This is a genomic window from Pseudoalteromonas sp. S3785, assembly GCF_005887365.1.
In the GTDB taxonomy this organism is placed as follows: Bacteria; Pseudomonadota; Gammaproteobacteria; order Enterobacterales; family Alteromonadaceae; genus Pseudoalteromonas.
This window is the reverse complement of sequence record NZ_PNCT01000007.1, coordinates 1-24,133: the sequence shown is the minus strand read 5'-3', so window position 1 is coordinate 24,133 and position 24,133 is coordinate 1. Positions and strand designations below refer to the sequence as shown.

20 protein-coding genes and 1 tRNA gene are annotated in these 24,133 nt (G+C 40.0%); 16 read left to right on the top strand and 5 right to left on the bottom strand.

Annotated elements, in window-relative coordinates:
* Positions 1-38 precede the first annotated feature (38 nt).
* The 6 genes from folP (at position 39) to CWC17_RS02390 (ending at position 5,404) form a co-directional block, all read left to right on the top strand.
* Positions 39-884, top strand: coding sequence for a dihydropteroate synthase (folP, locus tag CWC17_RS02415; protein WP_138611991.1), 846 nt, complete (start codon positions 39-41; stop codon positions 882-884).
* Positions 884-2,224, top strand: a complete 1,341-nt coding sequence (glmM, locus tag CWC17_RS02410) for a phosphoglucosamine mutase (RefSeq protein WP_138611990.1) — start codon at positions 884-886, stop codon at positions 2,222-2,224. The genes folP and glmM overlap by 1 nt, the downstream gene beginning before the upstream one ends.
* Positions 2,225-2,304: 80 nt before the next feature.
* On the top strand, positions 2,305-3,054 hold the full coding sequence (gene tpiA, locus CWC17_RS02405) for a triose-phosphate isomerase (protein ID WP_138611989.1): 750 nt from the start codon (positions 2,305-2,307) through the stop codon (positions 3,052-3,054).
* 1 nt (position 3,055) lies between these two features.
* A complete protein-coding gene (gene secG, locus CWC17_RS02400) occupies positions 3,056-3,403 on the top strand; it encodes a preprotein translocase subunit SecG (protein ID WP_004587340.1) in 348 nt (115 codons plus the stop codon).
* A gap of 81 nt (positions 3,404-3,484) precedes the next feature.
* Positions 3,485-3,569 (top strand) — tRNA-Leu (locus CWC17_RS02395).
* A 209-nt stretch (positions 3,570-3,778) separates the two neighbouring features.
* Positions 3,779-5,404 (top strand): methyl-accepting chemotaxis protein, encoded by a 1,626-nt coding sequence (locus CWC17_RS02390; RefSeq protein ID WP_055014054.1) that lies wholly within the window; start codon positions 3,779-3,781, stop codon positions 5,402-5,404.
* A 225-nt stretch (positions 5,405-5,629) separates the two neighbouring features.
* Here the strand turns inward: CWC17_RS02390 and CWC17_RS02385 are convergent, their stop codons facing one another.
* Together CWC17_RS02385 and CWC17_RS02380 are read right to left on the bottom strand one after the other, a co-directional pair.
* Positions 5,630-6,037 carry a type 2 periplasmic-binding domain-containing protein gene (locus tag CWC17_RS02385; RefSeq protein ID WP_138611988.1) on the bottom strand — a complete coding sequence of 136 codons (408 nt, stop codon included), beginning with the start codon at positions 6,035-6,037 and terminating at the stop codon, positions 5,630-5,632.
* 12 nt (positions 6,038-6,049) lie between these two features.
* The gene (locus CWC17_RS02380) at positions 6,050-7,198 is read right to left on the bottom strand and encodes a porin (RefSeq protein WP_055014052.1); all 1,149 of its coding nucleotides are present in this window, start codon (positions 7,196-7,198) and stop codon (positions 6,050-6,052) included.
* A 510-nt stretch (positions 7,199-7,708) separates the two neighbouring features.
* Between CWC17_RS02380 and CWC17_RS02375 the strand changes: the two genes are divergently transcribed.
* From CWC17_RS02375 to CWC17_RS02350, 6 genes are read left to right on the top strand one after another with little or no spacing between them, the layout of a single operon-like run.
* Positions 7,709-8,182, top strand: coding sequence for a hypothetical protein (locus tag CWC17_RS02375; RefSeq protein ID WP_249935878.1), 474 nt, complete (start codon positions 7,709-7,711; stop codon positions 8,180-8,182).
* Between the two features lie 55 nt (positions 8,183-8,237).
* Positions 8,238-8,714 carry a hypothetical protein gene (locus CWC17_RS02370; RefSeq protein WP_138540792.1) on the top strand — a complete coding sequence of 159 codons (477 nt, stop codon included), beginning with the start codon at positions 8,238-8,240 and terminating at the stop codon, positions 8,712-8,714.
* A 54-nt stretch (positions 8,715-8,768) separates the two neighbouring features.
* The gene (locus CWC17_RS02365) at positions 8,769-9,467 is read left to right on the top strand and encodes a fimbrial biogenesis chaperone (RefSeq protein ID WP_055014050.1); all 699 of its coding nucleotides are present in this window, start codon (positions 8,769-8,771) and stop codon (positions 9,465-9,467) included.
* Positions 9,467-10,195: a fimbrial biogenesis chaperone gene (locus tag CWC17_RS02360; RefSeq protein WP_249935877.1), complete on the top strand. Its 729-nt coding sequence runs from the start codon at positions 9,467-9,469 to the stop codon at positions 10,193-10,195. The genes CWC17_RS02365 and CWC17_RS02360 overlap by 1 nt, the downstream gene beginning before the upstream one ends.
* Positions 10,192-12,603, top strand: coding sequence for a fimbria/pilus outer membrane usher protein (locus CWC17_RS02355; protein ID WP_249935876.1), 2,412 nt, complete (start codon positions 10,192-10,194; stop codon positions 12,601-12,603). The genes CWC17_RS02360 and CWC17_RS02355 overlap by 4 nt, the downstream gene beginning before the upstream one ends.
* Positions 12,593-13,438, top strand: a complete 846-nt coding sequence (locus CWC17_RS02350) for a hypothetical protein (protein ID WP_138540793.1) — start codon at positions 12,593-12,595, stop codon at positions 13,436-13,438. Before CWC17_RS02355 ends, CWC17_RS02350 begins: the two co-directional genes overlap by 11 nt.
* Here CWC17_RS02350 and CWC17_RS02345 read toward each other — a convergent pair.
* Positions 13,428-14,018, bottom strand: a complete 591-nt coding sequence (locus CWC17_RS02345; protein WP_055017176.1) for a LuxR C-terminal-related transcriptional regulator — start codon at positions 14,016-14,018, stop codon at positions 13,428-13,430. The two genes, CWC17_RS02350 and CWC17_RS02345, sit on opposite strands and share 11 nt — an antisense overlap.
* 412 nt (positions 14,019-14,430) lie before the next feature.
* On the opposite strand from CWC17_RS02345, the gene CWC17_RS02340 reads away from it, so the two are divergent.
* Positions 14,431-16,653 (top strand): TonB-dependent receptor, encoded by a 2,223-nt coding sequence (locus CWC17_RS02340; RefSeq protein WP_138611987.1) that lies wholly within the window; start codon positions 14,431-14,433, stop codon positions 16,651-16,653.
* Positions 16,654-16,921: 268 nt separating this feature from the next.
* On the opposite strand, the gene CWC17_RS02335 is transcribed toward CWC17_RS02340, so the two are convergent.
* Positions 16,922-17,686: an outer membrane protein assembly factor BamD gene (locus CWC17_RS02335; protein WP_055017177.1), complete on the bottom strand. Its 765-nt coding sequence runs from the start codon at positions 17,684-17,686 to the stop codon at positions 16,922-16,924.
* Between the two features lie 141 nt (positions 17,687-17,827).
* Here CWC17_RS02335 and rluD point away from each other — a divergent pair, with 141 nt between their 5' ends.
* The 3 genes from rluD (at position 17,828) to clpB (ending at position 22,209) form a co-directional block, all read left to right on the top strand.
* Positions 17,828-18,805, top strand: coding sequence for a 23S rRNA pseudouridine(1911/1915/1917) synthase RluD (rluD, locus tag CWC17_RS02330; RefSeq protein WP_138611986.1), 978 nt, complete (start codon positions 17,828-17,830; stop codon positions 18,803-18,805).
* On the top strand, positions 18,805-19,536 hold the full coding sequence (pgeF, locus tag CWC17_RS02325; protein WP_138611985.1) for a peptidoglycan editing factor PgeF: 732 nt from the start codon (positions 18,805-18,807) through the stop codon (positions 19,534-19,536). Before rluD ends, pgeF begins: the two co-directional genes overlap by 1 nt.
* 96 nt (positions 19,537-19,632) lie before the next feature.
* Complete coding sequence (gene clpB / locus CWC17_RS02320; protein ID WP_055017178.1) at positions 19,633-22,209, top strand: ATP-dependent chaperone ClpB; 2,577 nt, start codon at positions 19,633-19,635, stop codon at positions 22,207-22,209.
* A gap of 41 nt (positions 22,210-22,250) precedes the next feature.
* Here clpB and CWC17_RS02315 read toward each other — a convergent pair whose 3' ends face one another.
* Positions 22,251-23,798: a methyl-accepting chemotaxis protein gene (locus CWC17_RS02315; RefSeq protein ID WP_138540796.1), complete on the bottom strand. Its 1,548-nt coding sequence runs from the start codon at positions 23,796-23,798 to the stop codon at positions 22,251-22,253.
* Between the last annotated feature and the right edge of the window lie 335 nt (positions 23,799-24,133).

Here is a 24,133-nt window from a genome sequence, read left to right as displayed (position 1 = left end):
TCGGGGCTTTTTTGTATCAAATAACTCAAAGGTTGGCGATGACTAACACAATAAACCTTCCCCGCGGACGTAAATTAAATTTAGAAAAACCATGTGTGATGGGTATTTTAAATGTGACTCCGGATTCATTTTCTGATGGCGGAAAGTTTTTAGATACAGCGCACGCGGTAAGGCAGGCAATGCAGTTGTTAGACGAGGGTGCAACTATTATTGATATTGGCGGTGAATCTACACGCCCGGGCGCACCAGATGTTAGTTTAGACGATGAACTTAAACGTGTGATACCTGCAATAAAAGCCATTAGAGCTAAAAGTGACTGTGTTATATCGGTAGATACCAGTAAAGCGCAGGTTATGGAGCAGGGCATTTTAGCAGGTGCAGATATAGTTAACGATGTGCGTGCATTGCAAGAACCAGGTGCACTAAGTACACTCGCTAAATACCCTGATGTTGCAGTGTGCTTGATGCACATGCAAGGGCAGCCTCGCACAATGCAAAGTGCACCCACTTATACTGATTTGTTAGCGCAAATTAACCTCTTTTTTGAGCAGCGCATAAGTGCATGCGAAACAGCGGGTATTAAGGTAGAGCAACTTATCCTCGACCCGGGCTTTGGCTTTGGCAAAACCCTTGAGCATAATTTTGAAATACTGGCTAAATTTAATGCATTTAATAAGTTTGAACTACCACTTTTAGCGGGTCTTTCACGCAAGTCGATGATAGGTAATTTGCTAAACAGAAAAGCAGATGAGCGATTAGCGGGCAGCTTAGCCGGTGCGCTAATTGCCGCGCAAAATGGCGCAAAAATTATTCGTGTACACGATGTAAAAGAAACGGCAGATGTGCTTGGTGTCCTCCAGGCATGCGAAAAAGGAGCTTTATAATGAGCGAAAGAAAATATTTTGGTACCGATGGGGTACGTGGTTTAGTGGGCACAGCGCCAATTAACCCTGAGTTTGCAATGAAATTAGGCTGGGCCGCTGGCCGAGTTTTGTCACTTAGTGGAACAAAAAAAGTAATTATAGGTAAAGATACCCGTATTTCAGGTTACATGTTAGAAACCGCGCTTGAAGCTGGTTTAATCGCCGCAGGAATAGATGTTGTATTGCTTGGGCCAATGCCGACGCCTGCAGTTGCCTACCTAGCGCAGACGTTTAGGGCCGAAGCGGGTATCGTAATTAGTGCATCGCATAACCCTTATTACGACAACGGAATTAAGTTTTTTAATGGCCAAGGCTTAAAACTGGACGACGACGTTGAGCTACAAATTGAAGCGATGCTTGATGAACCAATGACCTGTGTTGCCTCCGATAAGCTTGGTAAAGCCTCGCGCTTAGTAAGTGCTGATGGGCGCTATATTGAATTTTGTAAAAGCCAATTCCCTCAAGGTTTATCACTTGAAGGTATAAAAGTTGTACTAGATTGTGCCAATGGCGCAACCTACCATATTGCACCGTCGGTGATGCGTGAGCTAGGCGCTGAAGTGATTACTCATGCTTGCGAGCCTAATGGGGTGAATATAAACCATGAATGTGGTGCTACACACGTTGATACGTTAAAGCGCAAAGTGCTAGAGCACAAAGCCGATGTAGGTATTGCTTACGATGGTGACGGCGACCGCGTAATGATGGTTGATCATAACGGTCGTGTATTTGACGGTGATGATTTAGTTTACATTATTGCTTGCCAAGCGGCTGAAGATCACATGCTTGGTGGTGGCGTTGTTGGCACGGTTATGTCGAACATGGGGCTCGAAAATGCATTAAAAGCAAAAGGCATTGAATTTGCACGCAGTAAAGTTGGCGACCGTTATGTTATGGAAATGCTGCAGCAAAAAGGGTGGAAAATTGGTGGTGAAAGCTCAGGGCATGTATTAAATCTTGATTTAATCACCACAGGCGATGGTATCATTTCGAGCCTTCAGGTATTGGCTGCAATGGTGGCTCAAAATCGTACATTACAAGATTTAGGGGCAGGTTTCACAAAGTACCCAATGAAAATGATTAATGTACGCTACACACCTGGCACAGATCCCACACAAGCACCAAAAGTACAAGATGCGGTTGCGCAAGTAGAGCAAGCTTTAGGCGACAAAGGCCGTGTTTTACTTCGTAAATCAGGCACTGAACCGGTAGTACGTGTTATGGTTGAAGCCGAACAAGAAAAAATAGTCATAGACAGTGCGCAAAAAATTGCAGCAGTTGTCGAATCTATGAGCAAATAAACTGGTTGATAACAATAACCTCTTGTAACTTAGGGCGAGAAAAGTTAATATCTCGCCCGCTTTCTAATCTGGAGTGGAAAATGGCAATACGTAAGGCAATGGTCGCAGGCAACTGGAAAATGAATGGCTCTTTAGGGCTTGTTACTCAACTGTCTGATGCCATTAACAGTGTTAAATCAAATGAGATAGACATTGTTTTATTTCCTCCATTCCCATTAGTACCAGCACTGGTTGAAAGCGGTGTAACCACGGGGACTCAAACGCTAAGCGAAAATACCCCAGGCGCCTTTACCGGTGAAGTGGATGCTCAGCTTATTAAAGATTTAGGAGCTAAGTACGTACTCGTAGGCCACTCAGAGCGACGCAGTATCTACAAAGAGAGCAACGCAACCGTAGCCGCAAAATTTGCCCGTGCACAGCAAGTAGGACTAACACCAATCTTGTGTATTGGGGAAAGCGAGAGCGAGCAAGAAAACGGTCAAACCGAACACGTAGTTGCTGCACAAATTGATGCGGTAATTGAGAAATTAGGTGTAGCAGCACTGAAAGATTCTGTGATAGCATACGAGCCCGTTTGGGCCATAGGCACAGGTAAGACTGCATCGCCAGAACAGGCACAAGCTGTTCATAAATTTATCCGTGGTAAAATTGCTTCTTTAGACAGCGATTTAGCACAAGGGCTTACCATCTTATATGGTGGTAGCGTTAACGAAAAAAATAGCGAATTATTATTTGCACAACCAGATATAGACGGCGGCCTTATTGGCGGTGCTAGTCTAAAAGCAGATTCGTTCACTGCAATCTGTAACAGTGCAAAAGGGACCGTATAAGATGTACGAAATTTTATTAGTAGTTTATTTAGTTGTTGCTTTAGCTTTAGTTGGTATGGTTTTAATCCAGCAAGGTAAAGGCGCGGACATGGGTTCTTCATTTGGCGCCGGTGCTTCGGGCACAGTTTTTGGCTCATCAGGTGCAGGTAACTTTATGACCAAAACAACAACAAGCTTAGCAACAGTGTTTTTTGTTTTAAGTATTGTGTTAGGTAACTTAACTGCCGGTCAAATTAAAAAGACCGATGAGTGGGAAAACCTTGAAGCGGCACCTGCAGTAGAAACTGTAGCGCCAGCAGAAGAAGATGTACCTGTTACTCAACAGCAGAGCTCTGACGTACCAAACTAATTTAGCGTAAAGCTAACGTTAAACGATTTATACTCCTCAAATAAGTCAATAAGTTTAACACCTAAGCGAAAGCTTAAAAATGCGGATGTGGTGGAATTGGTAGACACGCTACCTTGAGGGGGTAGTGCTTTCGGGCGTGGGGGTTCAAGTCCCCCCATCCGCACCAAATTATAAAACCAGTAGCAGTAATGCTACTGGTTTTTTTATGGAAAAATTTCATTTTGCTTGCTTATTAACCACCTTGTCCTTTTTGAGCTTACCAGTTGTTGAATACTCGCTGTATTTGTAAAAAAAACTAGAAATATTACAAATTTAGTTAACACTTATAGGTAATAAGCCGATAATAGATATAGACAACAAAATAAGGTATACACAATGGCTTCAGGCTTCTCTTTTCAAAACCTCAGCATAAGTAAAAAAATTCATGCTATTACCAGCATTGCGGTTCTAGCATTTCTAGCGATCGTTTTGATTAATTACTTTGCAATGAATGATAATAGAATCGCACTTGATGAAATGGAAAAGTCTTCGTATCAGGTGGTTAAATTAACATCGGCAAATGTAAGCCTTTTAGAAAAGCTCGATGAGCTTTATACGCAAGCTGTTACTTTTGGTGAGCAGGAGTTAGTAGAAAAAGCAGCAGATACATACAATGCACTAAGTAACAACATAAATGCGGTTGAGCAAATAAACGCGTCGTATATTCATAGCGATACAAAAGTACAATTAGCCAATTACGAAAAAATATCATCCAGCATTGCGAATGGTATGGTTAATGGGACAGCCGATTTTAGTAAAATCCAACAACAAGCGCAGAAAAAAACAGCCCTTTATAATGATGTACTTGAAAAGTTTAAAACCGCGCAAGCTAAAGCAGACGCTCGTTTCTTTGAGCTAGTTGCAAGTACAAAAGAGCGTTCTGATCACGCCCTTACGCTTATGCTAGTGGTATCTATTGTTTCGTTAATTTTACTGCTATTTATGGCTATTTGGATTGCTAAACGTATTGCTGCTTCTGCGAGTGATGCGGCTAATAACCTGAGTTTACTGGCGAACGGTAAAGGGTCACTGAGCACTAATCTGAGCGTTAATTCAGAGGATGAAATTGGTCAAGTATCGATTAACTTTAACTCATTTATCGCTCTGTTGAAAAAAACAGTTCTTGAGGTAATCGCGGTATGTGAGCCACTAATGGAAAATTCAACTCGCTTAGTGCAAGGTATGGAGCAGGCTGAGCGCGCAACCACAAAGCAAACAACTGAGGCTGAGGTGGTTAAACAGTCTATGGAAGAGATGAAGCAAAGTGTGGGTGATATTTCTCAATCAGCGGCAAGTGCATCAAATGCAGCGCAAACCGCAGAAAAAGAGGTAGAGCAAAGCAGAACTCAAGTTCAAATGTCAGTCAGCGCCTCACGAACGTTGAGTGATGAAATAAATCAAGCAGCTTCAACAATTAATAAGCTAGCGGATGATACAAAAAATGTGTCTCAAATCCTTAATGTAATTACATCTATTGCTGAGCAAACTAATTTATTAGCTCTCAATGCTGCTATAGAAGCGGCCCGTGCGGGTGAGCATGGTCGCGGTTTTGCTGTGGTTGCAGATGAAGTAAGAGAGCTTGCATCACGTACTGCCCACTCTACAAATGAAATTCGTGAGTTACTAAGCACATTGACTGAGGCTGCAAATGAGTCGGTAACGGCGATGACATCTGCGCGTGATATGGCCACAGATAATGCAACAGCCGCAGAGAAAACTGGTGTGTCGATAGAAAAAATTGCAGAGCAAATGCTAGAAATAAATGGTATGAATTCACAAATTGCCGCTGCTACAGAGGAGCAAACATCCGTTGCTGCGATGGTCGTAGAAAATGTGACGAATATGCATGAATCGTTTGAAGATACAATGGACTCACTCGCGGCGGTAAGGGATGTAGCGAAAAACCTGCACTACCTTTCAGATAACCTATTAGATGCGACTGCGAAGTTTAAAATTGAGTAATATTAATCTGTAATAATACTTAAACATTTTAGAGGCTAAGCCAAGTGCTAGTTGCATTCAAAAAACGTTATTTAGAGCAACTAAATAACGTTTTTTTTGCCTCGCTATCTACACACTTGTCCGCCACTCAATTGCTCATTTGTTTAAGCATATTAGTATATAGCCGTAATATTTAGATATAAAAAAACCACCTAATCGGTGGTTTTTTATATCTAGCTACCGCACTTAAAACGTAGCAACTACCTTAACTTTATCTGTTGCCTTGCTGCTGTCTATGTAACCAATTGAGTCGCCATTACTAGCAACAAAATTAATAACAGCCTGGTCAGAATCAAATTTTTCTGGTGGTGTACCTTTACCTGTAAAAACAAGTTTTGACCAATAGGCATTTAATTGGCTGCTTGATTTACCAACTACTTTAGAATTGAATTCATCAGCCACAGCGGTACCATTTTGAGTAGCAGGGCTAACTTTATTACCGTTAGCAAATGATTTTGCTTTTCCTAGGTAAATCTTTTTAATTGTATCGGCATCAAGTGCACTTGCATTGCCTGGGTTTACTATCACCGCTACTTCAGCTGAGGCGCTAAACGTACATAGCGACAGTACACTTGCTAGGATTAATTTTTTCATATTTCGCTCCAATTAGAATACTAAGTCAACGCCAACAGCTACTACATCAGTTTCAAGGTTCGTTACGTCATCGTCAAATCGACTAAAATCAATTTTAAATGCAGCTGAAGGGTGGAAGTCATAGCGCGCGCCAATGGTGTATACGTTACTCTCTGCTCGCATGCTATCAAGGGCGAGGTTTACGTTTGTATTTAATAATGGAATTGATTCGAGTGTATTAAAGCGTGATGAATCATGTTCATCATCATTTTTTTCATAAGTTACATGAACAATAACATTATCTATACGGTAGCCAGCTGAGGCATAGTATTGTGATTGCTCAGCCAAAATACTTCCCTCGACTTCAAACTGAGTATATTCGGCATCAAATAAAAAGTTATCATAGTCAACAGAGAAACCAATCCCGAAAAAAGTTGTTTCATCTTCGTCAGTGATAAGGTCGTTCGCTGTGCTGGTTAAACCGCTTGCATTAAGTACATCAATAATACCATTTAGGGCACTTAAGTTACTTGAATCACTGTTATCTATAGAAATGCTAGTGTCGGCCACAATGTATGCAGCTCTTGCGCTAAACCAGTCGTAAGAAACGCTCCAGTTAATACCACCTAAGTTATTCAATTCTGCAGGTAGCTCGTTTCCAAATACATCTATATCGCCATCAAAAGCGCCATAAAACCCTTGTAATGTAGAATCCCAGTCACCTAATTGGCTGTTATATACTACGCTAAGTCCTTCATAAGTAGAAAATGGAATACCGTATACAGAACGCGGTGGACGAACCCAACGATAAGCATAGCCAACGTCTAAAAAGTCTGAGTATTTGTAAAAAGGAACACGCATTTTACCCGCGCTTAATTGCAGTTCATCGCTGTATTCATAGGTAACATATGCCCATTCAAATGTTGCGTCAAAGTCATCTTCTCCACGCGCAATAATTTGCGCTGTCGCAGTTAGTTTTTCTTGAAGATCAGCAGAGAGTTGTAAGGCGAACTTGCTCTCGTTTTTAAAAGAGATGTCATCATCATATCCGTATAAAGTCTGATCACTGTCTAGGGTTTTACCACCTACTATAGATGCAAAACCATTTATACGAACTTCAGCGCTTGCAGCGCTTGTTGCAAGTGCGGCACATATTGCTACTGCTACAGATAGCTTTTTCATATGTATTTCCTATTTGTTATTTAGATGTTGATTTCAGGGGGATTATAGAAGTGAATTTAGTATTTATCTAATAATTTTAGCTAGTTAGTTAAAAAAGAACTGAGAATTTAGTTTATTTCGAGTTTACAATTGTTAACTCATGGGTTTTTACTAGAACGAAGTTATTGATTTTATTAAAGTTAAAAAACTTTTAAATTTATTGAGTTTGTTTAGCTAATGATTTAGGAAATAGTAATTACTGTTTATTTTGCTGTTTATGCTTGATTTTTTTATATTTTAATAGTTTATAAACACTAAACATAGCGCTACAGCGGACTTAAAGAGAAAGATAGTCACAATATGATTATCTCTAAAGGTTCATAGCCACTCAAATGTTTATAATAGGCGCTATATATTCACATTATTTATTTAGTTCACCTTCTTGTTTTGTAATCAAATAACAACTTCCTAAACCTGAATTTTAGCTTAACATTACCCCTGTATTAGCAAGGTAGTTCAAAGGAAGTGGCAATGATGAAGAGGCTAACATGGTTAGTATTATGTTGCTTAGCATCCAATGCATATAGCAACGATGAAGTAAGTATTACATTGCTGGGCTATATCGCTCCAGTGTGTGAATTTACTCCACAAAGTAATAACCTAGCGTTTTCTTCTAATGGCATTGCTAATACAACATTAGTAATTAACTGTAATTCGCCAATGCGAATATCAATGCAATCTCTCAATGGCGGCTTAAGTCATGAGCAAAGCAATAATATAAGTTCATATAATATTAACTGGTCACTGGAAGGTGCCAAAAACGTTGTGTCTGTATCGGCACAGGCAATCAAATCGACCTACAGTTTTGATATTAATGAAATTATTTTTGATAGTGTTGCTCAGATTCAGTTAACTCTAGATGACCCCTTAATCTATGCAGGAAGTTACCAGGATGTGATCCGCATAGAAATGACACCATCAGTAGTATCAGGTGGGGTGCTTTAAGCGCACATTTATTAAACATAACAAACTATATGTCACATGGATAAGGAATATAACAATGAATAAACTAATCGTAATATCAGCAATCGCGGCACTATCTTCAGGTTCAGCATTAGCAGAAAACTTAAACGTAGGTGGTGCAGTTGAGTCTATATGTGAAGTAAGCAATATCGCAACAACTCATTACTTTCCAGCACTTGCACTAGGCAATACAAAAACAGTTAACTTTGATTTGAAATGTAATGATGTAGATGGTGCAACACTTACGTTAACTACTTCTGAAGGGCACCTTCAAAACGCTGATCATGAAGACAGAGGTGTAGGATACACTGCTCATTTAACAGCAGGCCCATATGACTTTACTTTGTCAGCCGAGAATGGAACGAATGATCAAAGTGCATTTCAAAGCAGTGGCGGAAGTAATACTTTAGCAACTTCAGGCGTAGCAGGGATGATTGATTTAGAAGTTACTCAAGCACCTGTATATGCTGGTACGTATGCAGATACATTAATGCTAACAGTAACAGCAAACTAAAGTTAAATTAAAAAGGCAGTGAATAACCACTGCCTTTATTTAGGAGGGAATTCTATGCATGCTTTACTTATATTAATATTCTGTTTGTTTTCTTTTTCGGCTAACGCCTTTCAAGTGAGGCCAATGGTAGCTGATCTCAGCTCTCAGGGTAGTCAATCACAGCAGACGCTTCGAATTATTAACCCGTCAGATAAACCGTTAACTATCGATGTTTCTGCATATAATATGAGTATAAGTGATACAGGAGTCGAGTCTTTAGAGGAAAATGAAGACGATTTTTTAATTATTCCTATGACAACAATCATCCCACCTGGAAATAGTCAATCGATTATCGTTAGATATATCGGGGAGCCTATTATTAAACATTCCAAGTCGTACAGAATTACCGTAGAACAAGTGTCGGTAGATCTAAATGATAATGCGCAGTCTGGGGTTGGTATGTCACTTAGTTTTAGAACCCTATTTAATGTTGTGCCTGAAAATGCTAAAGCTAACCTTATAGTTAAAGAAAAAAAACAATTAGCAGAAAATCAATGGAGTGTGTCGTTAGAAAATCGAGGAAATAAATACTTACGTCTTTCTAAAGGTCAATGGAATATTAAATCTAAAGGTAAAGTATTAACTTTAGAAGGTATGGAGCTAAGCAAAGCTCTTTCAGGGAAAATTCTACTACCCAATTCAAAAAGCAATATTGCAATATCGATACCTAAAGAATTTCAAGCTGATGATAGTCAGCTAGAGGTTGTATTCTAATGTTTAGTATTCAGTGGCTCAGTCGATGTTTAGTAATATTAATTTGGAGTATTACTATTTCGGTTGATGCACTTGAAGTAACACCTATGGTGGTTACACTATCCCCGCAGGAGCCTTCAAAAATACCATCTAGTCTGGTTTATAATCAATTACCCAGAGAAATTGCATTTGATATTGAAGTACACGAAATTGATTTTTCCACACCCAACCCATCTTTAAAAAAGCTGGAAGACTCTCCGTTATGGGTCTTTCCTCCCTCTTTATTTTTACAAGAGGGGCAAGGCCAGAAAATTCAATTTAGGTGGATTGCCGAGAGTTTTCCGAAATATGATAAAAGCTATCAAGTAAGTTTAGTTGAGCAGCCTTTGGCTTCTAATATCGATAGCGATACCTCGCAACTTAAAATATTAATGAATGTAAATTTAGTTGTTCACGTGCACATGGATGAGTATTTACCAAAATTAAAAATACTCACATCAACAATTGAAAGTGGGGAGCTTTTAACTCAAGTAAAAAATGAAGGAAGAGGCGCAACTCGTCTCAGGGATTACGAAGTTAAAGTGACTACTAATAAATCAGTTGTGACTACGTTTGAAAAGCAAGCTTTATTAGAAAATGGATACGATGTTTTTTTTGCGCCGTATGCTACACAAACCATAAAAATTAAGCTCCCAGAAAATATTGAAAGAGGCAAGGTGGAGCATTTAAGTTTAGATTTAGTGCAATGAAAATTACAGCTGCGTTTTTATTCGCTATGTTCTTTTTTCCACTTACTGTGTTTTCAAAAATTAATCCTTCTAACAGGACAATTGAGCTTAATGTGTCTGCTCAACTGAATAAAAGTCCAATCGGTCAGGTTTTACTTAAAGTCGATAAAGATGATGCGCTTTTTTTAAAGTGGAATGAGTTAGAGCCTCATTTTCGCCAAGTATTACTTGAAGAAAAAGAGGAGGAACTGTTCAAGGTGTTAAAAGGTAGTTCATTAGCGGTAACTTCACTAAAAGAATTGGGTTTTAGTGTTGTATTTGATATGAGTGATTTTAGCTTGGATATTATTGTTCCAGTAGAGTTAACTCGTCCTCAAAAATTAAGTGCGCAAAAACGTAGAAAAAAATTAAAGGCTATTGAACCAGCAAAAGCCAGTGGGTTTGTCAACGCTTATGCAAGCTATGTTCATCAAGATGATCAAGAACAGCAGCAAATTCAAGAGCAATACGCGTTACGCTCCGAAATCGTGGCTAGTTGGCAAGGCTGGGTGGTAGAAAATGAGCTTGAATATAACAAAATATCTCAGCCTTCCTCTTCAATTTTTAAACGCCGGGGCACTCGGTTAATTCATGATTTACCAAACTTAGGTATGCGCCTTTCTATTGGGGATAACTTTAGTTCAGGTGGCTATTTTCAAAATTCCTCTCGTTTATTGGGCTTTTCATTAGCACATGACTTTTCTCTATTATCAGATAGGCCTATAAGACCGACTGCTTCACAAAGCTTTACCTTGCAGAGCCCTTCAAGTGTGGAGGTATATGTAGATGGCCGTATTATTCAGCGTCTTAATTTAGTTGCGGGCATTTATTCTTTAGATGATATACCTATAAGCGAAGGTAGTAATAATATTTCTCTAAAAATTACTGATATAGCAGGCGTTGTTCGCTATGTAAACTTTGATGTTGCAACTGGTTTAGATTTATTTGCTAAAGGACAGCTTGAATATGAAATTCACTTAGGTGTACCGGCTCAAGCTGGCGATAGGCTCAAATATGAGGAAAATTCCCCCTTCCTTAGTGCTTACCTAGATTATGGTCTCACTCCAAGTTGGACTGCAGGCTTTACAGTCCAAGGAGATAAATACGCTCAGCAAATAGGCACTAAACAAATTTATGCTGCTAAGGTGGGTCAGCTCGCTTTTGAGGGAGCACTTAGCTTCGCTAAACACCAAGGTTATGCCTATCGTACAGTTTATAGTAGCTATAATATGAGCAACCTAGGAAGTGAGTTTACGTTTGGTTATGAATACACTTCAAAATACTTTACAGCTTTGGGGTTTAGGACCCAGGAAGCGTTCAATAACCGTTACACAGAGCACTATGCGCAAGCGAGTTATAGCTACTATGTTAACAGTAGGACATTAGCATCTTTCTTTGCAAACATCTCTCGTGAACATGAGGGTGAACAATTTGATCAATCTATGGGTTTAAATATTTCAGGAGACTTAGCCGACAGTCAGTGGAGGTATACAGCTGGCGCGCAATGGGATGACCTCAGAGGTGAAAAGCAGTGGGGGCTCAGCTTGTCATTTACCTATAAATTCAATAATCAGCACAGGATTAAATTATCTCATCGCTCCAAACGTGATAAAACAAGACTAGAGTTTACTCAAGATAGTAACCAACGGTTTGTTGGTGCGTTGAACTTACGAGCAGGGCTCGAAAATAATGATTTAAATAAAACTATCTTTGATCTAAACATGCAATATAACGCAAATCGTTTTGCTGCTAACCTAGAGCATGCAAGTTTTTACAAAGATTTAAATGCCCGTTCTGCTTATCATCAAAGTCGTTTAAGTGTAGCATCGAGCGTCGCTTTTGCAGACGATATGTGGGCATTCGGAAAACCTATATACGATAGTTTTGCACTCGTTAACGCCCATAAAAGCTTAGAAAATAAAGTAATTACATTAGGCCGAGTTGAGGACGAGTATAGAGCCGATAATAGCGACTTTAAAACTATATTGCTCAATGACTTGAGCTCATATGACAGCATAAACATTCCTGTTGATATTGATGATTTAGCCCCCGGCTATGACATAGGCTCTGGCATGCTTAGTTTTTACCCGCAGTATAAAACTGGGCACAAAGCAATAATTGGCACTGCAGCAAATATTTCTGTTATTGCAACTCTTCGAAGCAAGGACGAGGCTCCCTTAGCCTTAATGGTTGGAAAGGCCATTTGTTCAAGTGATGCATCTGGTAAAGAGTATACCTTTTTCACAAATAAGCGAGGCCGCTTTGCTATAACAGGCCTTGCTCCTTGTCGCTATGAAGTAACCTTGCAAAATAAAGTCAATACTAAATTTTTTATAGACGTTCGTGATGCAGAACAACTTCAAAGAAAAGGGGTTATTTATGTTCATTAAAATTGTGTATTTAGCAATAAGTATATTTACGCTATCTTTAGCTTGTAGAGTTAATGCTCAGTGTGATGCAAGTATTGGTGAAGTTGAATATTTGTTTGATGACTTGTCTTTTTACAACATAAGATCACGAGTCGATGCTGAGAAAGTAATTCGAATAAGTACAGTAAATACAGCGGGTTGTACCTTGTATTTTGGTATTTCTTCTCAAAATCAAGGCTACTTCAAAAGTAACTCTCAAGTTATCGATTATCAAATTCTATTAGAAAACCAGTTATTAAGCAGGACAATTAGTCATGTGAAATTAAGCAATAACGTAGTTGATATTAGCTTGGTAATACCTGCAGGGACCCCCGTGAAAGCGGGGAACTACAATGATAGGCTTCAGTTGATACTCTATGACGAAAGTAAACAAATTATGGATGAGAAAGAGATTGAAATTGAAACGAACATCCAACCACGTACTAGTTTATCTTTATTAGGCTATAACACTTTTTCTAACACAGTTTATTTGGGGGAGTTAAAGCCTGCACAAACCTATTCAATGTTACCCAGTCTACAAATAGTAACCAACACTGATGTCCAACTTAATGTAGCTTCAGAAAATAAAAGTCGTTTAATACATGCTATTTATAGTACTAAATATGGTATTAACTATACATTGCAGTTAGGCGCAGAAGAAATTAACTTAGCAAAGCCTTCAAGTTTAAACTTCTCTTACTCTGGGCAGACGGAGTTTTTTATACCGCTTAGTATTCAGTTGGAGGACTTTACACGTCAAGCTGCTGGTGAGTATTCAGATGTAATACGCTTTCAAATAAGCCCGCTTAACTATTGACTTTACTTAGGTTTTTTTGACACCAAAGTAATGCTTGTTGCTTATTTTTTACAGATATTTTTTGATAAATTTTATGTAAATGCACTCTTACAGTGGCTTCACTAATGAATAGACTATCTGCAATGGCGCTAGAGTGTAAACCGGAGAAAAGCAAATTTAATACTTTAATTTCCTTACAAGTGAGATTACTAGATTGCAAGGTGGTTTGTTGTTCAGAGGCTAACATTTGCCTCATCCAGCTGTCAGTGACATCACGTGGAAACCAAAGTTTACCTTGTTCAATGGCTTCAAGACCTTGTTGAAAAAGTGAATCATCTGAACTTTCATAGAAAAGGCCCTTTAAATTAGGCCATTCTTTTAAAGCTAATACGTCACTATTTTTAGGTACATCAAATATAACTAAACTTTTATATCCGTTGTCCTGCATAAACTTGTTGATAAGTTCATAGGTCGTTATTACGTTAAGTGCTTGGTAATTAACTAATAAAATATTGTAGTTAGCTGCTACACAGAAAAGTGAAGTATAGTCTGGACTATTAAAGCACTTTATATAGTGTATTGGAGTATTTTTAATATCCATAATTTCTGTCCATAGATGCAATAGTAATACTATATTGCTATTTTTGGTTAATATCAATCATAGTGCATAGTCCGATAAGCTATACCTAGCGTAGATTGGTGTATTTTATGGAATAATGAAGGCTTTGTATGTGAACAGCAGAGGTAACATAGTTAATATAAAAAATAGCAGCGTCTACATTTTATAGAGGGAGTTTTTTCACGTAAGTTATCCAATAAAAATCAAAAGTTATAATTAATTAGTACTTTTATGTTTACTAAATGAAAAGTTTTATACATTTCTTCACAAATATGTAATATAATGCCCTTCCAGAGGAAAGATGCTATTAAGCGTCTTTTTTTATGCCCAAAACTTATTGCCTTAGCCAATAAGTTCGCATAATTAAATTATACGGTATCCTTTGGAGAATATTTTGAAACTACGCAAACTCTCACAGTTAAGCCTAGCAATTGTTGCTGCACTCACTACCTCTGTAAATGCTGAAGAAGTTAAAACAACAGCAAAACAAGACGCGTTTGAAAAAATTGAAGTTACAGCTCGTAAACGTACAGAGAGCTTGTTTGAATCTCCAACCGCTATCACATCAATTGGTGCTAACTTAATTGATAAAGCCAATATGAGCAACCTAGAAGATATTGGTAAATACGTTCCAAACTTAAATATTACTCGCTACGGTGTAGGTAATGCGGCGCATGCCTCTGTGTTTATTCGAGGTATTGGTCTGCAAGATCACATAATTACAACCGATCCGGGTGTAGGTGTTTATTTAGATGGTGTTTACTTAGGCCGTCAAATGGGGTCAAACTTATCGTTACCAAATGTAGAGCGTGTTGAAGTTCTTCGTGGTCCACAAGGTACATTATATGGTCGTAATACATTAGGTGGCGCAGTAAATGTAATTACTAAGCAGCCCGGTGACGAAGGGATTGTTACAACCTCGGCTAAAATTGGTAGTCGCGGACGTATTGCTGGCGATGTTTACTTTAATAACTCGTTGACTGATGACGTGAGCATGTCTGCAAGTGCATCTTACAAAACACGCGACGGTGTGGGTGAAGCAGTTAATTTAGCTAACCCAGAAAAAGAAATTGGTGAAGAAGAAGAGTTTAGTGGCCGCGTAGCCCTTAAATGGCAGGCCACTAGTGATTTAGCGTTAACTTTTTCACTTGACGGTGTTGATAACGAATCAGGTCAATCACCTTACACTATTGAGTTAACTGAGCCGCTTGATGCAAACGATGTATTTAATGGTGACTTCCCACTATTAACACAGGATCTAATTCCTTCTGACCCAGATGATTTAGGCACTACTGTTGCGGGTATTGAATCTACCTCTTACTCAGGGTGGGGGACGTCATTTACCGCTGATTGGGCAATTGATGATACGTACACGGCTAAATTTATTTCAAGTTACCGTACTTCTGAATACGAAGGTGGACTTGATGATGATGCGTCACCACTTAACTTATCTGAGTTCCCAGAAGAGGGTGGTGCAGACCAATACTCGTTTGAAATTCAACTAAATGCTACCTATGACAATATGGACTTTGTATCAGGCCTTTATTTCTTTAATGAGGATGGCTTTACACGTTCAGGTCCATTTGTATTTAGCCCATTTAATACACCAAATAGTTTATTAAACGATGGTGTAACACCTTCATTTGGTGGTTATGGCGAATTTGAAATTAACCAAGAAACAAACTCATACGCTGTATACTTTAATACAAGTTATGATTTAACAGATGATTTAAGTATTGGCGGTGGACTTCGTTATTCAAAAGATGAGAAAGATGCCGATGCGATTTTCCCTACATTTGCTGAACGTAAATACGTAAGTGCAGAGTTTGACGCTGTAACGTGGGATGTAAACGCATCGTATCAAATCAGCAATAACATGAATGTATATGGTCAAATTCAAAAAGGATACCAAACCGGTGGCTTCCCTCCGCGTCCTTTTGGTGGCCCAGATCAGTTTGTATCGTTTGATGAAACCAAAGCGATTAACTACGAAATGGGCTTAAAAGGCCAAGTACATGAAAATGTATCTATGATGTTGGCTGTATTTGTAACAGATTATACTGACCTTGCTTTACCATTTTCAGACCCTACTGCAGGCGGTGGTTTTGTAACGATTGTTGAAAATGCCGGTGAGTCTAAAGCGCAAGGTATTGAGCTTGAAACCACTGTTGCCATTACAGACGACTTTACAATTCGCAGCTCTGTCGGTTACTTAGATTCTGAAATCACAGAAGTTGATGCAGGCGTACAAGGTATTGGTAAAGGTGATTCGCCAGCATTAACGCCACGTTGGACTGTAATGGTAGCCCCTTCTTACTTTATGGATTTAGACAGCGGTGCAACCGTTGCATTTAATGCTAACTATTCTTACAGAAGTGAAATGCAAGGCCAGTCAGTTTACAATGAAAGTGAAACTATTGATTCGCGTGAGTTAGTTGGTTTTAATGTTTCTTACACTAACCCGTATGGCGATATGGAAGTAACCTTATACGGTGAAAACGTATTAAATGAGGTTTACGATGTAGGTCGTTTGCAGCAGTCAGGTTTTGTTGGTGTAATGCGCAGTAATGACCGTAGCGAGTTTGGTTTAAAATTCAAAAAAGACTTTGAACTTTAATAACCCATAATGAGTTAACTAAAAGGTAAGCTTAGGCTTACCTTTTTTGTTTTTGCGCCAGTAAAAAGTCAAGCTTAGGGCCACACGGTGCACCTCTTTGTAACATGCGTGTAGTGCTGTGCTATTGATATGACCGGTGTGGTGCGAAGGCTAACCACTAAGTAATATAAAGCACTATTAGCATCAGGTAACCTTGTTTTTAGGTAATAAAAAAGCCCTCAGTGAGGGCTTTAAACAATTTAGGTTTGATTAAAAACCGCTATCAAACTTATTTATTCGACTTATTGTATTCACGCGTTAGTCTTGCGTGCTCACTTAAATCTTTCAAGCCAAGCTTTTCGTAGCTTTTTTCCATCATCTCAAGGGCTGGATCTAAATAGCTGCTTTGCGAGTAATGCTCAACAACGTACTTACCACGATTAGCGGCCGCTAGGTAAGCTTCACGTTCGTAATAGTAGTTTGCTACTTTTAGCTCGTAGCGCGCCATGCGGTTTAATAGCCACACTAAGCGGCGTTTAGCCTCTGGTGCGTAATCACTTTTTGGAAAGCGTTTTACAAGCGTTGATAAATCGGTAAATGCAACACGGGTACGGTTGGCATCGCGGTCAGCTCTGTCTATGCCAAAATACTCTTGGAAAGCATTTTTATCAGCTTTAATATTAACCAAACCACGCATGTAGTACATGTAATCTAAATCTTTGTGATTTGGGTTTAAACGAATAAAGCGGTCGATAGTCGCTAATGCTTGTTCTGTATTACCTGATTGGTAATGGGCATACACTAAATCCATTTGTACTTGCTTTGAGAAAGGCCCAAATGGGTAGCGTGAATCAATAGCGGTTAATAACTCAATTGCTCGGGCGTATAAACCAGAGTCAAGTGTTTGTTTTGCATCTTCATACAAAGCGTGTGCAGATTTGTTAGGAACGCGTTGGATATCTTCTTGGTCAGGCGCAGAAGAACAGGCCCCTAAAGTAAGTACAGAAGCTGAAAAAACAATGGCGAATGCACGTTTCCCTATTTTATTTATCATTTTATTTGTTACCTTCGATGTCTTCGGCTAGGCCACGGCGGTAAAACCGAGTAAACTATGCGTATTATATTATGCTTTTATTAAAAGCGATTCTAACCCAGTCAGGCACAGCTTGCACTGGTAAATTGGGTAAAGTTACTAATGTCAGAACAAATTTCACTTCAAGCCGAGGTTCCTACCGAGTTAGGTGGTAAACGTCTAGACCAAGTATTAGCGCAATTGTTCCCTGATTATTCACGTTCACGTATAAAAACATGGATATTGGATGATAAAATCACCGTTGACGGTGAAATCTATAACACACCGCGAGAAAAACTACTCGGAGGTGAAGTTGTAAATGTTGAAACCAGCATTGAAGCACCACGCGAATACGAAGCACAAGATATCAAATTAAACATTGTTTATGAAGATGACGATATTTTGGTTATCAACAAACCTATGGGCCTAGTCGTCCACCCTGGTGCAGGTAACCCAGATGGCACAGTGTTAAATGCACTGTTACATCATTTTCCGGATATTATTAACGTACCGCGTGCTGGTATTGTGCACCGTCTAGATAAAGACACTACAGGCTTAATGGTGGTGGCTAAAACTATTCAGGCGCAAACACATCTAGTTAAAGCACTGCAAAAACGTGAAAACTTCACGCGTGAATACGAAGCTCTATGTAATGGCACTATGACAGCAGGTGGCATGGTTGAAAAGCCGATTGGCCGCCATCCTACGCAGCGTACACACATGGCAGTTCACGAAATGGGTAAGCCTGCCATTACACATTACCGTGTTGCTGAAAAATTCCGTGCTCATACACGTTTACGCCTCCGCCTAGAAACCGGACGTACACACCAAATTCGTGTTCATATGGCGCATATAAACCACCCGTTAATTGGTGATAGAGCCTACGGCGGCCGTCCTCGTCCACCTAAAGGTGCTACGCCAGAGCTATTTGAAATGTTACGTACATTTAATCGTCAAGCTCTACATGCAGTAAAATTAAGTATCGCGCACCCTATTACGGGCGAAATGATGACCTGGCAAGCGCCTATTCCAGATGACATGGTGGCAATGACTCAGGTGCTTAGAGAAGATACAAAAGCTAACCCTGACATAGAGTATTAATGACTTTTTTGTCAGCACCATGGCCTGATTTAACCTCGGTAGGTACGTGCAGTACCACCCGAGAAGGCGGCGTGTCAAAGCCGCCTTTTAACAGCTTAAATTTAGGCTTACATGTTGATGATACTCCAGAGCACGTACTAAAAAACCGTGCTTTGGTAGAGCAATCCCTCCCAAAACCGGCACTTTGGCTTAATCAAGTGCACAGTGCCGATGTGCTCTGTGTTGATGCAGATTTTGATTTTCAAACATTACACACTGCTGATGCGTTGTATACCCAAGTTAAAAATCAGCCTCTTGCTATTATGAGTGCAGATTGCCTACCTATTTTGCTTGCAAGCCATGATGGCCGTGAAGTTGCAGCAGTGCATGGTGGTTGGCGTGGTCTCGAAAAAGGGATCATAAAAAATACGCTTGCCTGTTTTAGCGCGCCTAGTAAGCAAATATATGCGTGGCTTGGGCCTGCTATTGGTGCTGAGCGATTTGAAGTTGGCGACGAGGTCGCTTCGCGGTTTATTGCAAAATCCCCGCTGTTTAAAGAGGCGTTTAAATTGCAAAGCAATAAAAAATATTTGTGCGACATTTACCTAATCGCTCGCATCGAACTTGAGCAATTAGGCGTTATAAATATTAGCGGTGGCGATTATTGTACTGTTTCTCAGCGGTCACTGTTTTTTTCTTACCGGCGAGAAGGCAAAACAGGGCGCATGGCAAGTTTGATCTGGCGCAAATAAACACTATTTCCCCACAATATTCATCTTAACACCTTGAACAATTCTATTAACATACCCATTTATTAAGCAATTAGTTTATTAAATAGGTAAACCCTCATGCGTCTAGATAGATTCACAAGTAAATTTCAATCTGCGCTTTCAGATGCTCAGTCGCTAGCATTAGGGCGCGATCATCAATTTATTGAACCTGTACATTTAATGTATGCGCTTTTACAGCAAAATGGCTCTAGTGTGCGTGCTTTGCTTGCTCAAGCAGGCGTGAGTGCAGATGAGCTCAACACCAAGCTTTCTCAAGAAATAGAAAAGCTGTTTAAAGTTGAAGGAGTAGGAGGCGACGTACAGCTTTCTAATAATATGGCTTCGCTTATTAACTTATGTGATAAGTACGCGCAAAAGCGTAAAGATAAGTATATTTCGAGCGAATTATTTGTACTAGCGGCCTGTGACGACAAAGGCCCTTTAGGTGATATTTTTAGAGCGCTTAATATCACTGCAACTAAAATAGAAAGTGCCATAAAAGCAATTCGCGGTGGCCAAAAGGTCGATGACCCTAACGCCGAAGAAACCCGACAAGCACTTGAAAAATACACCATTGATTTAACCGAGCGCGCAGAACAAGGTAAGCTCGACCCCGTTATTGGGCGCGATGACGAAATTCGCCGCACGATTCAAGTTTTGCAGCGCCGTACCAAAAATAACCCCGTGCTTATTGGTGAGCCAGGGGTAGGTAAAACGGCCATTGCTGAGGGGTTAGCCCAGCGCATTATAAATGGTGAAGTGCCAGAGGGCCTAAAAAGTAAGCGTGTTTTATCGCTAGATTTAGGCGCGCTGGTGGCGGGTGCTAAATACCGCGGTGAATTTGAAGAACGTTTAAAATCGGTGCTTAACGAACTGGCCAAAGAAGAAGGCCAAGTGATTTTGTTTATTGATGAAATTCATACCATGGTGGGCGCCGGTAAAACCGACGGCGCTATGGACGCTGGCAACATGTTAAAGCCAGCGCTGGCTCGAGGCGAGCTACACTGTGTGGGCGCCACTACGCTTGATGAGTACCGCCAATACATAGAAAAAGATGCTGCACTTGAGCGTCGTTTTCAAAAAGTATTGGTTGAAGAGCCCTCAGTTGAAGATACGATTGCCATTTTACGCGGCTTAAAAGAGCGCTATGAGTTACATCATTCGGTGGATATTACTGACCCAGCCATTGTTGCTGCTGCGCATTTATCGCATCGTTATATTAGCGACCGACAATTACCCGACAAAGCCATTGATTTAATTGATGAGGCTGGCTCGTCAATTCGTCTGCAAATAGATTCTAAGCCTGAGTCTTTAGATAAGCTTGAGCGCCGTATTATTCAATTAAAACTTGAAGATAACGCTTTAGCCAAAGAAAAAGATGATGCAAGCCAAAAACGGCGCAGCGAAATGCAGCAGCTTATTACCGATTTAGAAGCGCAATATCGAGAGCTTGATGAAGTATGGAACGCAGAAAAAGCTTCGTTACAAGGCACGCAAGTAATTAAAGCTGAGCTTGAACAAGCGCGCCTTGATTTAGAGGTTGCCCGCCGAGCAAGCGATTTACAGCGTATGTCGGAGCTGCAATACGGAAGAATACCAGAGCTTGAGCGAAAACTTGATTTAGCCTCGCAAGCTGAAATGCAAGAAATGAGCTTACTAAAAAACCAAGTAGGCGAAGACGAAATTGCAGAAATACTCTCTCGTTGGACTGGGATCCCAGTATCGCGCATGTTGCAAGGTGAGCGAGAAAAGCTGCTAAAAATGGAAGAGCAACTACACAGCAAAGTGATAGGGCAGGATGAGGCAGTTGTTGCAGTAGCAAATGCGATACGCCGCTCTCGTGCAGGGCTTGCCGATCCTAATCGGCCCATAGGTTCGTTTTTATTCTTAGGGCCTACTGGGGTGGGTAAAACAGAGCTTACTAAAGCGCTTGCAGGTTTTATGTTTGATACAGAAGATGCCATGGTGCGTATCGATATGTCTGAGTTTATGGAAAAACACGCTGTAGCACGTTTAGTGGGCGCACCTCCCGGTTATGTTGGTTACGAAGAAGGCGGCTATTTAACCGAAGCCGTTCGCCGTAAGCCTTACTCTGTCATTTTGCTTGACGAAATAGAAAAAGCGCATCCCGATGTATTTAATATTTTATTGCAAGTACTCGATGATGGCCGCCTTACTGATGGGCAAGGGCGTACGGTTGATTTTAAAAATACGGTTATTATTATGACCTCAAATTTAGGCTCAGACATTATTCAAGAGCAAGCGGGCACAAACGACTACGCAACGCTTAAGAGCAAGGTTATGAATGTGCTTGTTAACGAATTTAGGCCAGAATTTATAAACCGTATTGATGAAACCGTCGTATTTCATCCACTTGCCAATGAGCATATTAAAGAAATTGCCGATATTCAGCTTGTTAAATTGCGTGAGCGTTTAACAGAAATGGGCTACTTATTAGAGATCAGTGATGCGGCGCTTGAAAAAATTGCCTCCAGCGGGTTTGACCCTGTTTACGGTGCTCGGCCATTAAAACGAGCTATTCAGCAAACAATCGAAAACCCATTGGCGCAGCAACTATTAGGGGGCGATTATAACCCTGGCGATATTGTTGTGATAGATGCAAACGAGCAAGGCCTGATTTTTTCAAAACGCTAATATAGGCGCACAATAAGCCGCCAAGCAGGCGGCTTATTGCTTTATACTTTAAATGTATAAAGCAAGTTGTTTACTTTTTGTGAGCCGGCAACTAATTCTGCGGCATCTTTAGCAACGTCAAAGCTCAACGCTAAGTTGTCGTTACTTACCTCTTTTATATTATCTACATTATTAGCAATATCATGGCTCACCATCTGCTGCTCCTCTGCAGCCGTTGATATACTGTTTGTAAGTAATGCTATTTCACTAATTTGATTGAATATACTATCGAGCTCATGGTGTGTTTGCTCGGTTGTTTGAACGCAGCCCTCTGCTTGAAGTCTTGTATTTTGCATTACCTTAGACCAATTAACTAACGTATCTTGGATATCCTTAATCGAGCTGTGAATTTGCCCTGTAGCAGTTTGCGTACGAGACGACAGTGCACGTACTTCATCGGCTACCACGGCGAAACCACGGCCATGCTCTGCAGCTCTTGCGGCTTCTATTGCTGCATTAAGTGCTAATAAATTAGTTTGCTCAGCAATGCCTTCAATCTCATTCATTACTTGGCCTATTTTATCCGCTTCTTGTGCGAGGTTGTTTGCGGTATTAGCGGCGTGATCTACATGAGTAGCCAGCTCAGACACCATTTTTTTGTTATCAACAATATGTTGTTTTATATCTGCGCAACTATGTTGAGTAGAGTTAACTTTATCGGCAGTATTTGTTGTACTAGTTGAAATATCACCAATCGTAGCGGTCATTTGCGCCATAGCGGTAGCGATTTGTTCAAGTTGTGTACTTTGTGCCTCAATACCTTTTTCGGTGAGCGTCGATTTATCATCGAGATTTTCAGCAATGTTATTAAAGGCATAGGTGGCATCTTTTACGCGCCCCAATACGGTTCTGAGCTTAGCAAGTAACATTTGCTCTTTATAGTCACTCACACTTAGCGGCGAGTTATCGCAAAAAACATAGCGCGAGATAGAGTCAGAATGCTGTTTATAGGCGTTTAATTTAGCAGGGGTTGCCACAAGCTCTTGATAATTTAAGGCTAAAATAAGCACGCAAATTAATACGTTGATAGCTGCTGCCAGAATCGAAAAAGCAAACCCACTCATAATTACCCAACTAAATACAACAGCTAATGTAAGCATCTGGCGTAAGCTTGTGTGCTCTTTAAAATTAAAAGTGGCTTTACCGTTATTTAATTTCTCGTATAGTTTATGGGCTGTTAAAACATGTTTTTTATCTGGCTTTGTACGTACAGATTGATATCCAACTAATTGATTACCTTCAAAAATAGGTGTTACAAAAGCATCAACCCAGTAATACCGGCCATCCTTACAACGATTTTTGACTATCCCTCGCCATGAATGGCCACTTTTTAACGTACTCCACATTTCTTTAAATGCTGCTTTGGGCATATCAGGGTGGCGTACAATATTATGATTTTTACCAATGAGTTCCTGTTCACTAAAGCCTGCTACATCGCAAAATGCTTTATTTGAATAGGTAATAACTCCCCGTAAGTCGGTAGTAGAGACTAATTGTTGAGAATCACTAAAGTGGACTTCTTCATTTATTAAGCTTTGATTATGACGCATGTTAGTTTTAATCATCCTTTTTAATTAACTTGTTATTGTATTGGGTAAACTTAATGAGGTGAAGTAAAGGCAACGCACTGAATAATAATGTTACTATAATTGCGACTTTTTATGATCTATATCAAATTTTGCGCTTAAAATGTTAAGGCTTGTGAAGTCTAATCTAGTAATTAACGGTCTTTAGGCTTTAGGGCGTGTTGATCTTTGATGGTTGAATTTGCAGCAGTATGTTTGGCTTTTAGGCAAGGCAGAGCCTATGAAGTGTGGTTACTCCCCATAAATAGGCGATAACGCAGCATAAATGCCAAACATGCGCTGCCCTTCGGGTTCTGCCT

Bases quoted from the DNA above. Each gene is read 5' to 3' on its own strand.
- CWC17_RS02355 (WP_249935876.1), top strand. From the start codon at position 10,192: ATGAAAATTACAGCTGCGTTTTTATTCGCTATGTTCTTTTTTCCACTT.
- CWC17_RS02335 (WP_055017177.1), bottom strand. From the start codon at position 17,686: ATGATAAATAAAATAGGGAAACGTGCATTCGCCATTGTTTTTTCAGCT.
- tpiA (WP_138611989.1), top strand. From the start codon at position 2,305: ATGGCAATACGTAAGGCAATGGTCGCAGGCAACTGGAAAATGAATGGC.
- CWC17_RS02350 (WP_138540793.1), top strand. From the start codon at position 12,593: ATGTTCATTAAAATTGTGTATTTAGCAATAAGTATATTTACGCTATCT.
- CWC17_RS02375 (WP_249935878.1), top strand. From the start codon at position 7,709: ATGATGAAGAGGCTAACATGGTTAGTATTATGTTGCTTAGCATCCAAT.
- CWC17_RS02315 (WP_138540796.1), bottom strand. From the start codon at position 23,798: ATGCGTCATAATCAAAGCTTAATAAATGAAGAAGTCCACTTTAGTGAT.
- CWC17_RS02380 (WP_055014052.1), bottom strand. From the start codon at position 7,198: ATGAAAAAGCTATCTGTAGCAGTAGCAATATGTGCCGCACTTGCAACA.
- CWC17_RS02385 (WP_138611988.1), bottom strand. From the start codon at position 6,037: ATGAAAAAATTAATCCTAGCAAGTGTACTGTCGCTATGTACGTTTAGC.
- CWC17_RS02345 (WP_055017176.1), bottom strand. From the start codon at position 14,018: ATGGATATTAAAAATACTCCAATACACTATATAAAGTGCTTTAATAGT.
- pgeF (WP_138611985.1), top strand. From the start codon at position 18,805: ATGACTTTTTTGTCAGCACCATGGCCTGATTTAACCTCGGTAGGTACG.
- CWC17_RS02360 (WP_249935877.1), top strand. From the start codon at position 9,467: ATGTTTAGTATTCAGTGGCTCAGTCGATGTTTAGTAATATTAATTTGG.
- clpB (WP_055017178.1), top strand. From the start codon at position 19,633: ATGCGTCTAGATAGATTCACAAGTAAATTTCAATCTGCGCTTTCAGAT.
- rluD (WP_138611986.1), top strand. From the start codon at position 17,828: ATGTCAGAACAAATTTCACTTCAAGCCGAGGTTCCTACCGAGTTAGGT.
- CWC17_RS02370 (WP_138540792.1), top strand. From the start codon at position 8,238: ATGAATAAACTAATCGTAATATCAGCAATCGCGGCACTATCTTCAGGT.
- folP (WP_138611991.1), top strand. From the start codon at position 39: ATGACTAACACAATAAACCTTCCCCGCGGACGTAAATTAAATTTAGAA.
- CWC17_RS02365 (WP_055014050.1), top strand. From the start codon at position 8,769: ATGCATGCTTTACTTATATTAATATTCTGTTTGTTTTCTTTTTCGGCT.
- CWC17_RS02390 (WP_055014054.1), top strand. From the start codon at position 3,779: ATGGCTTCAGGCTTCTCTTTTCAAAACCTCAGCATAAGTAAAAAAATT.
- secG (WP_004587340.1), top strand. From the start codon at position 3,056: ATGTACGAAATTTTATTAGTAGTTTATTTAGTTGTTGCTTTAGCTTTA.
- glmM (WP_138611990.1), top strand. From the start codon at position 884: ATGAGCGAAAGAAAATATTTTGGTACCGATGGGGTACGTGGTTTAGTG.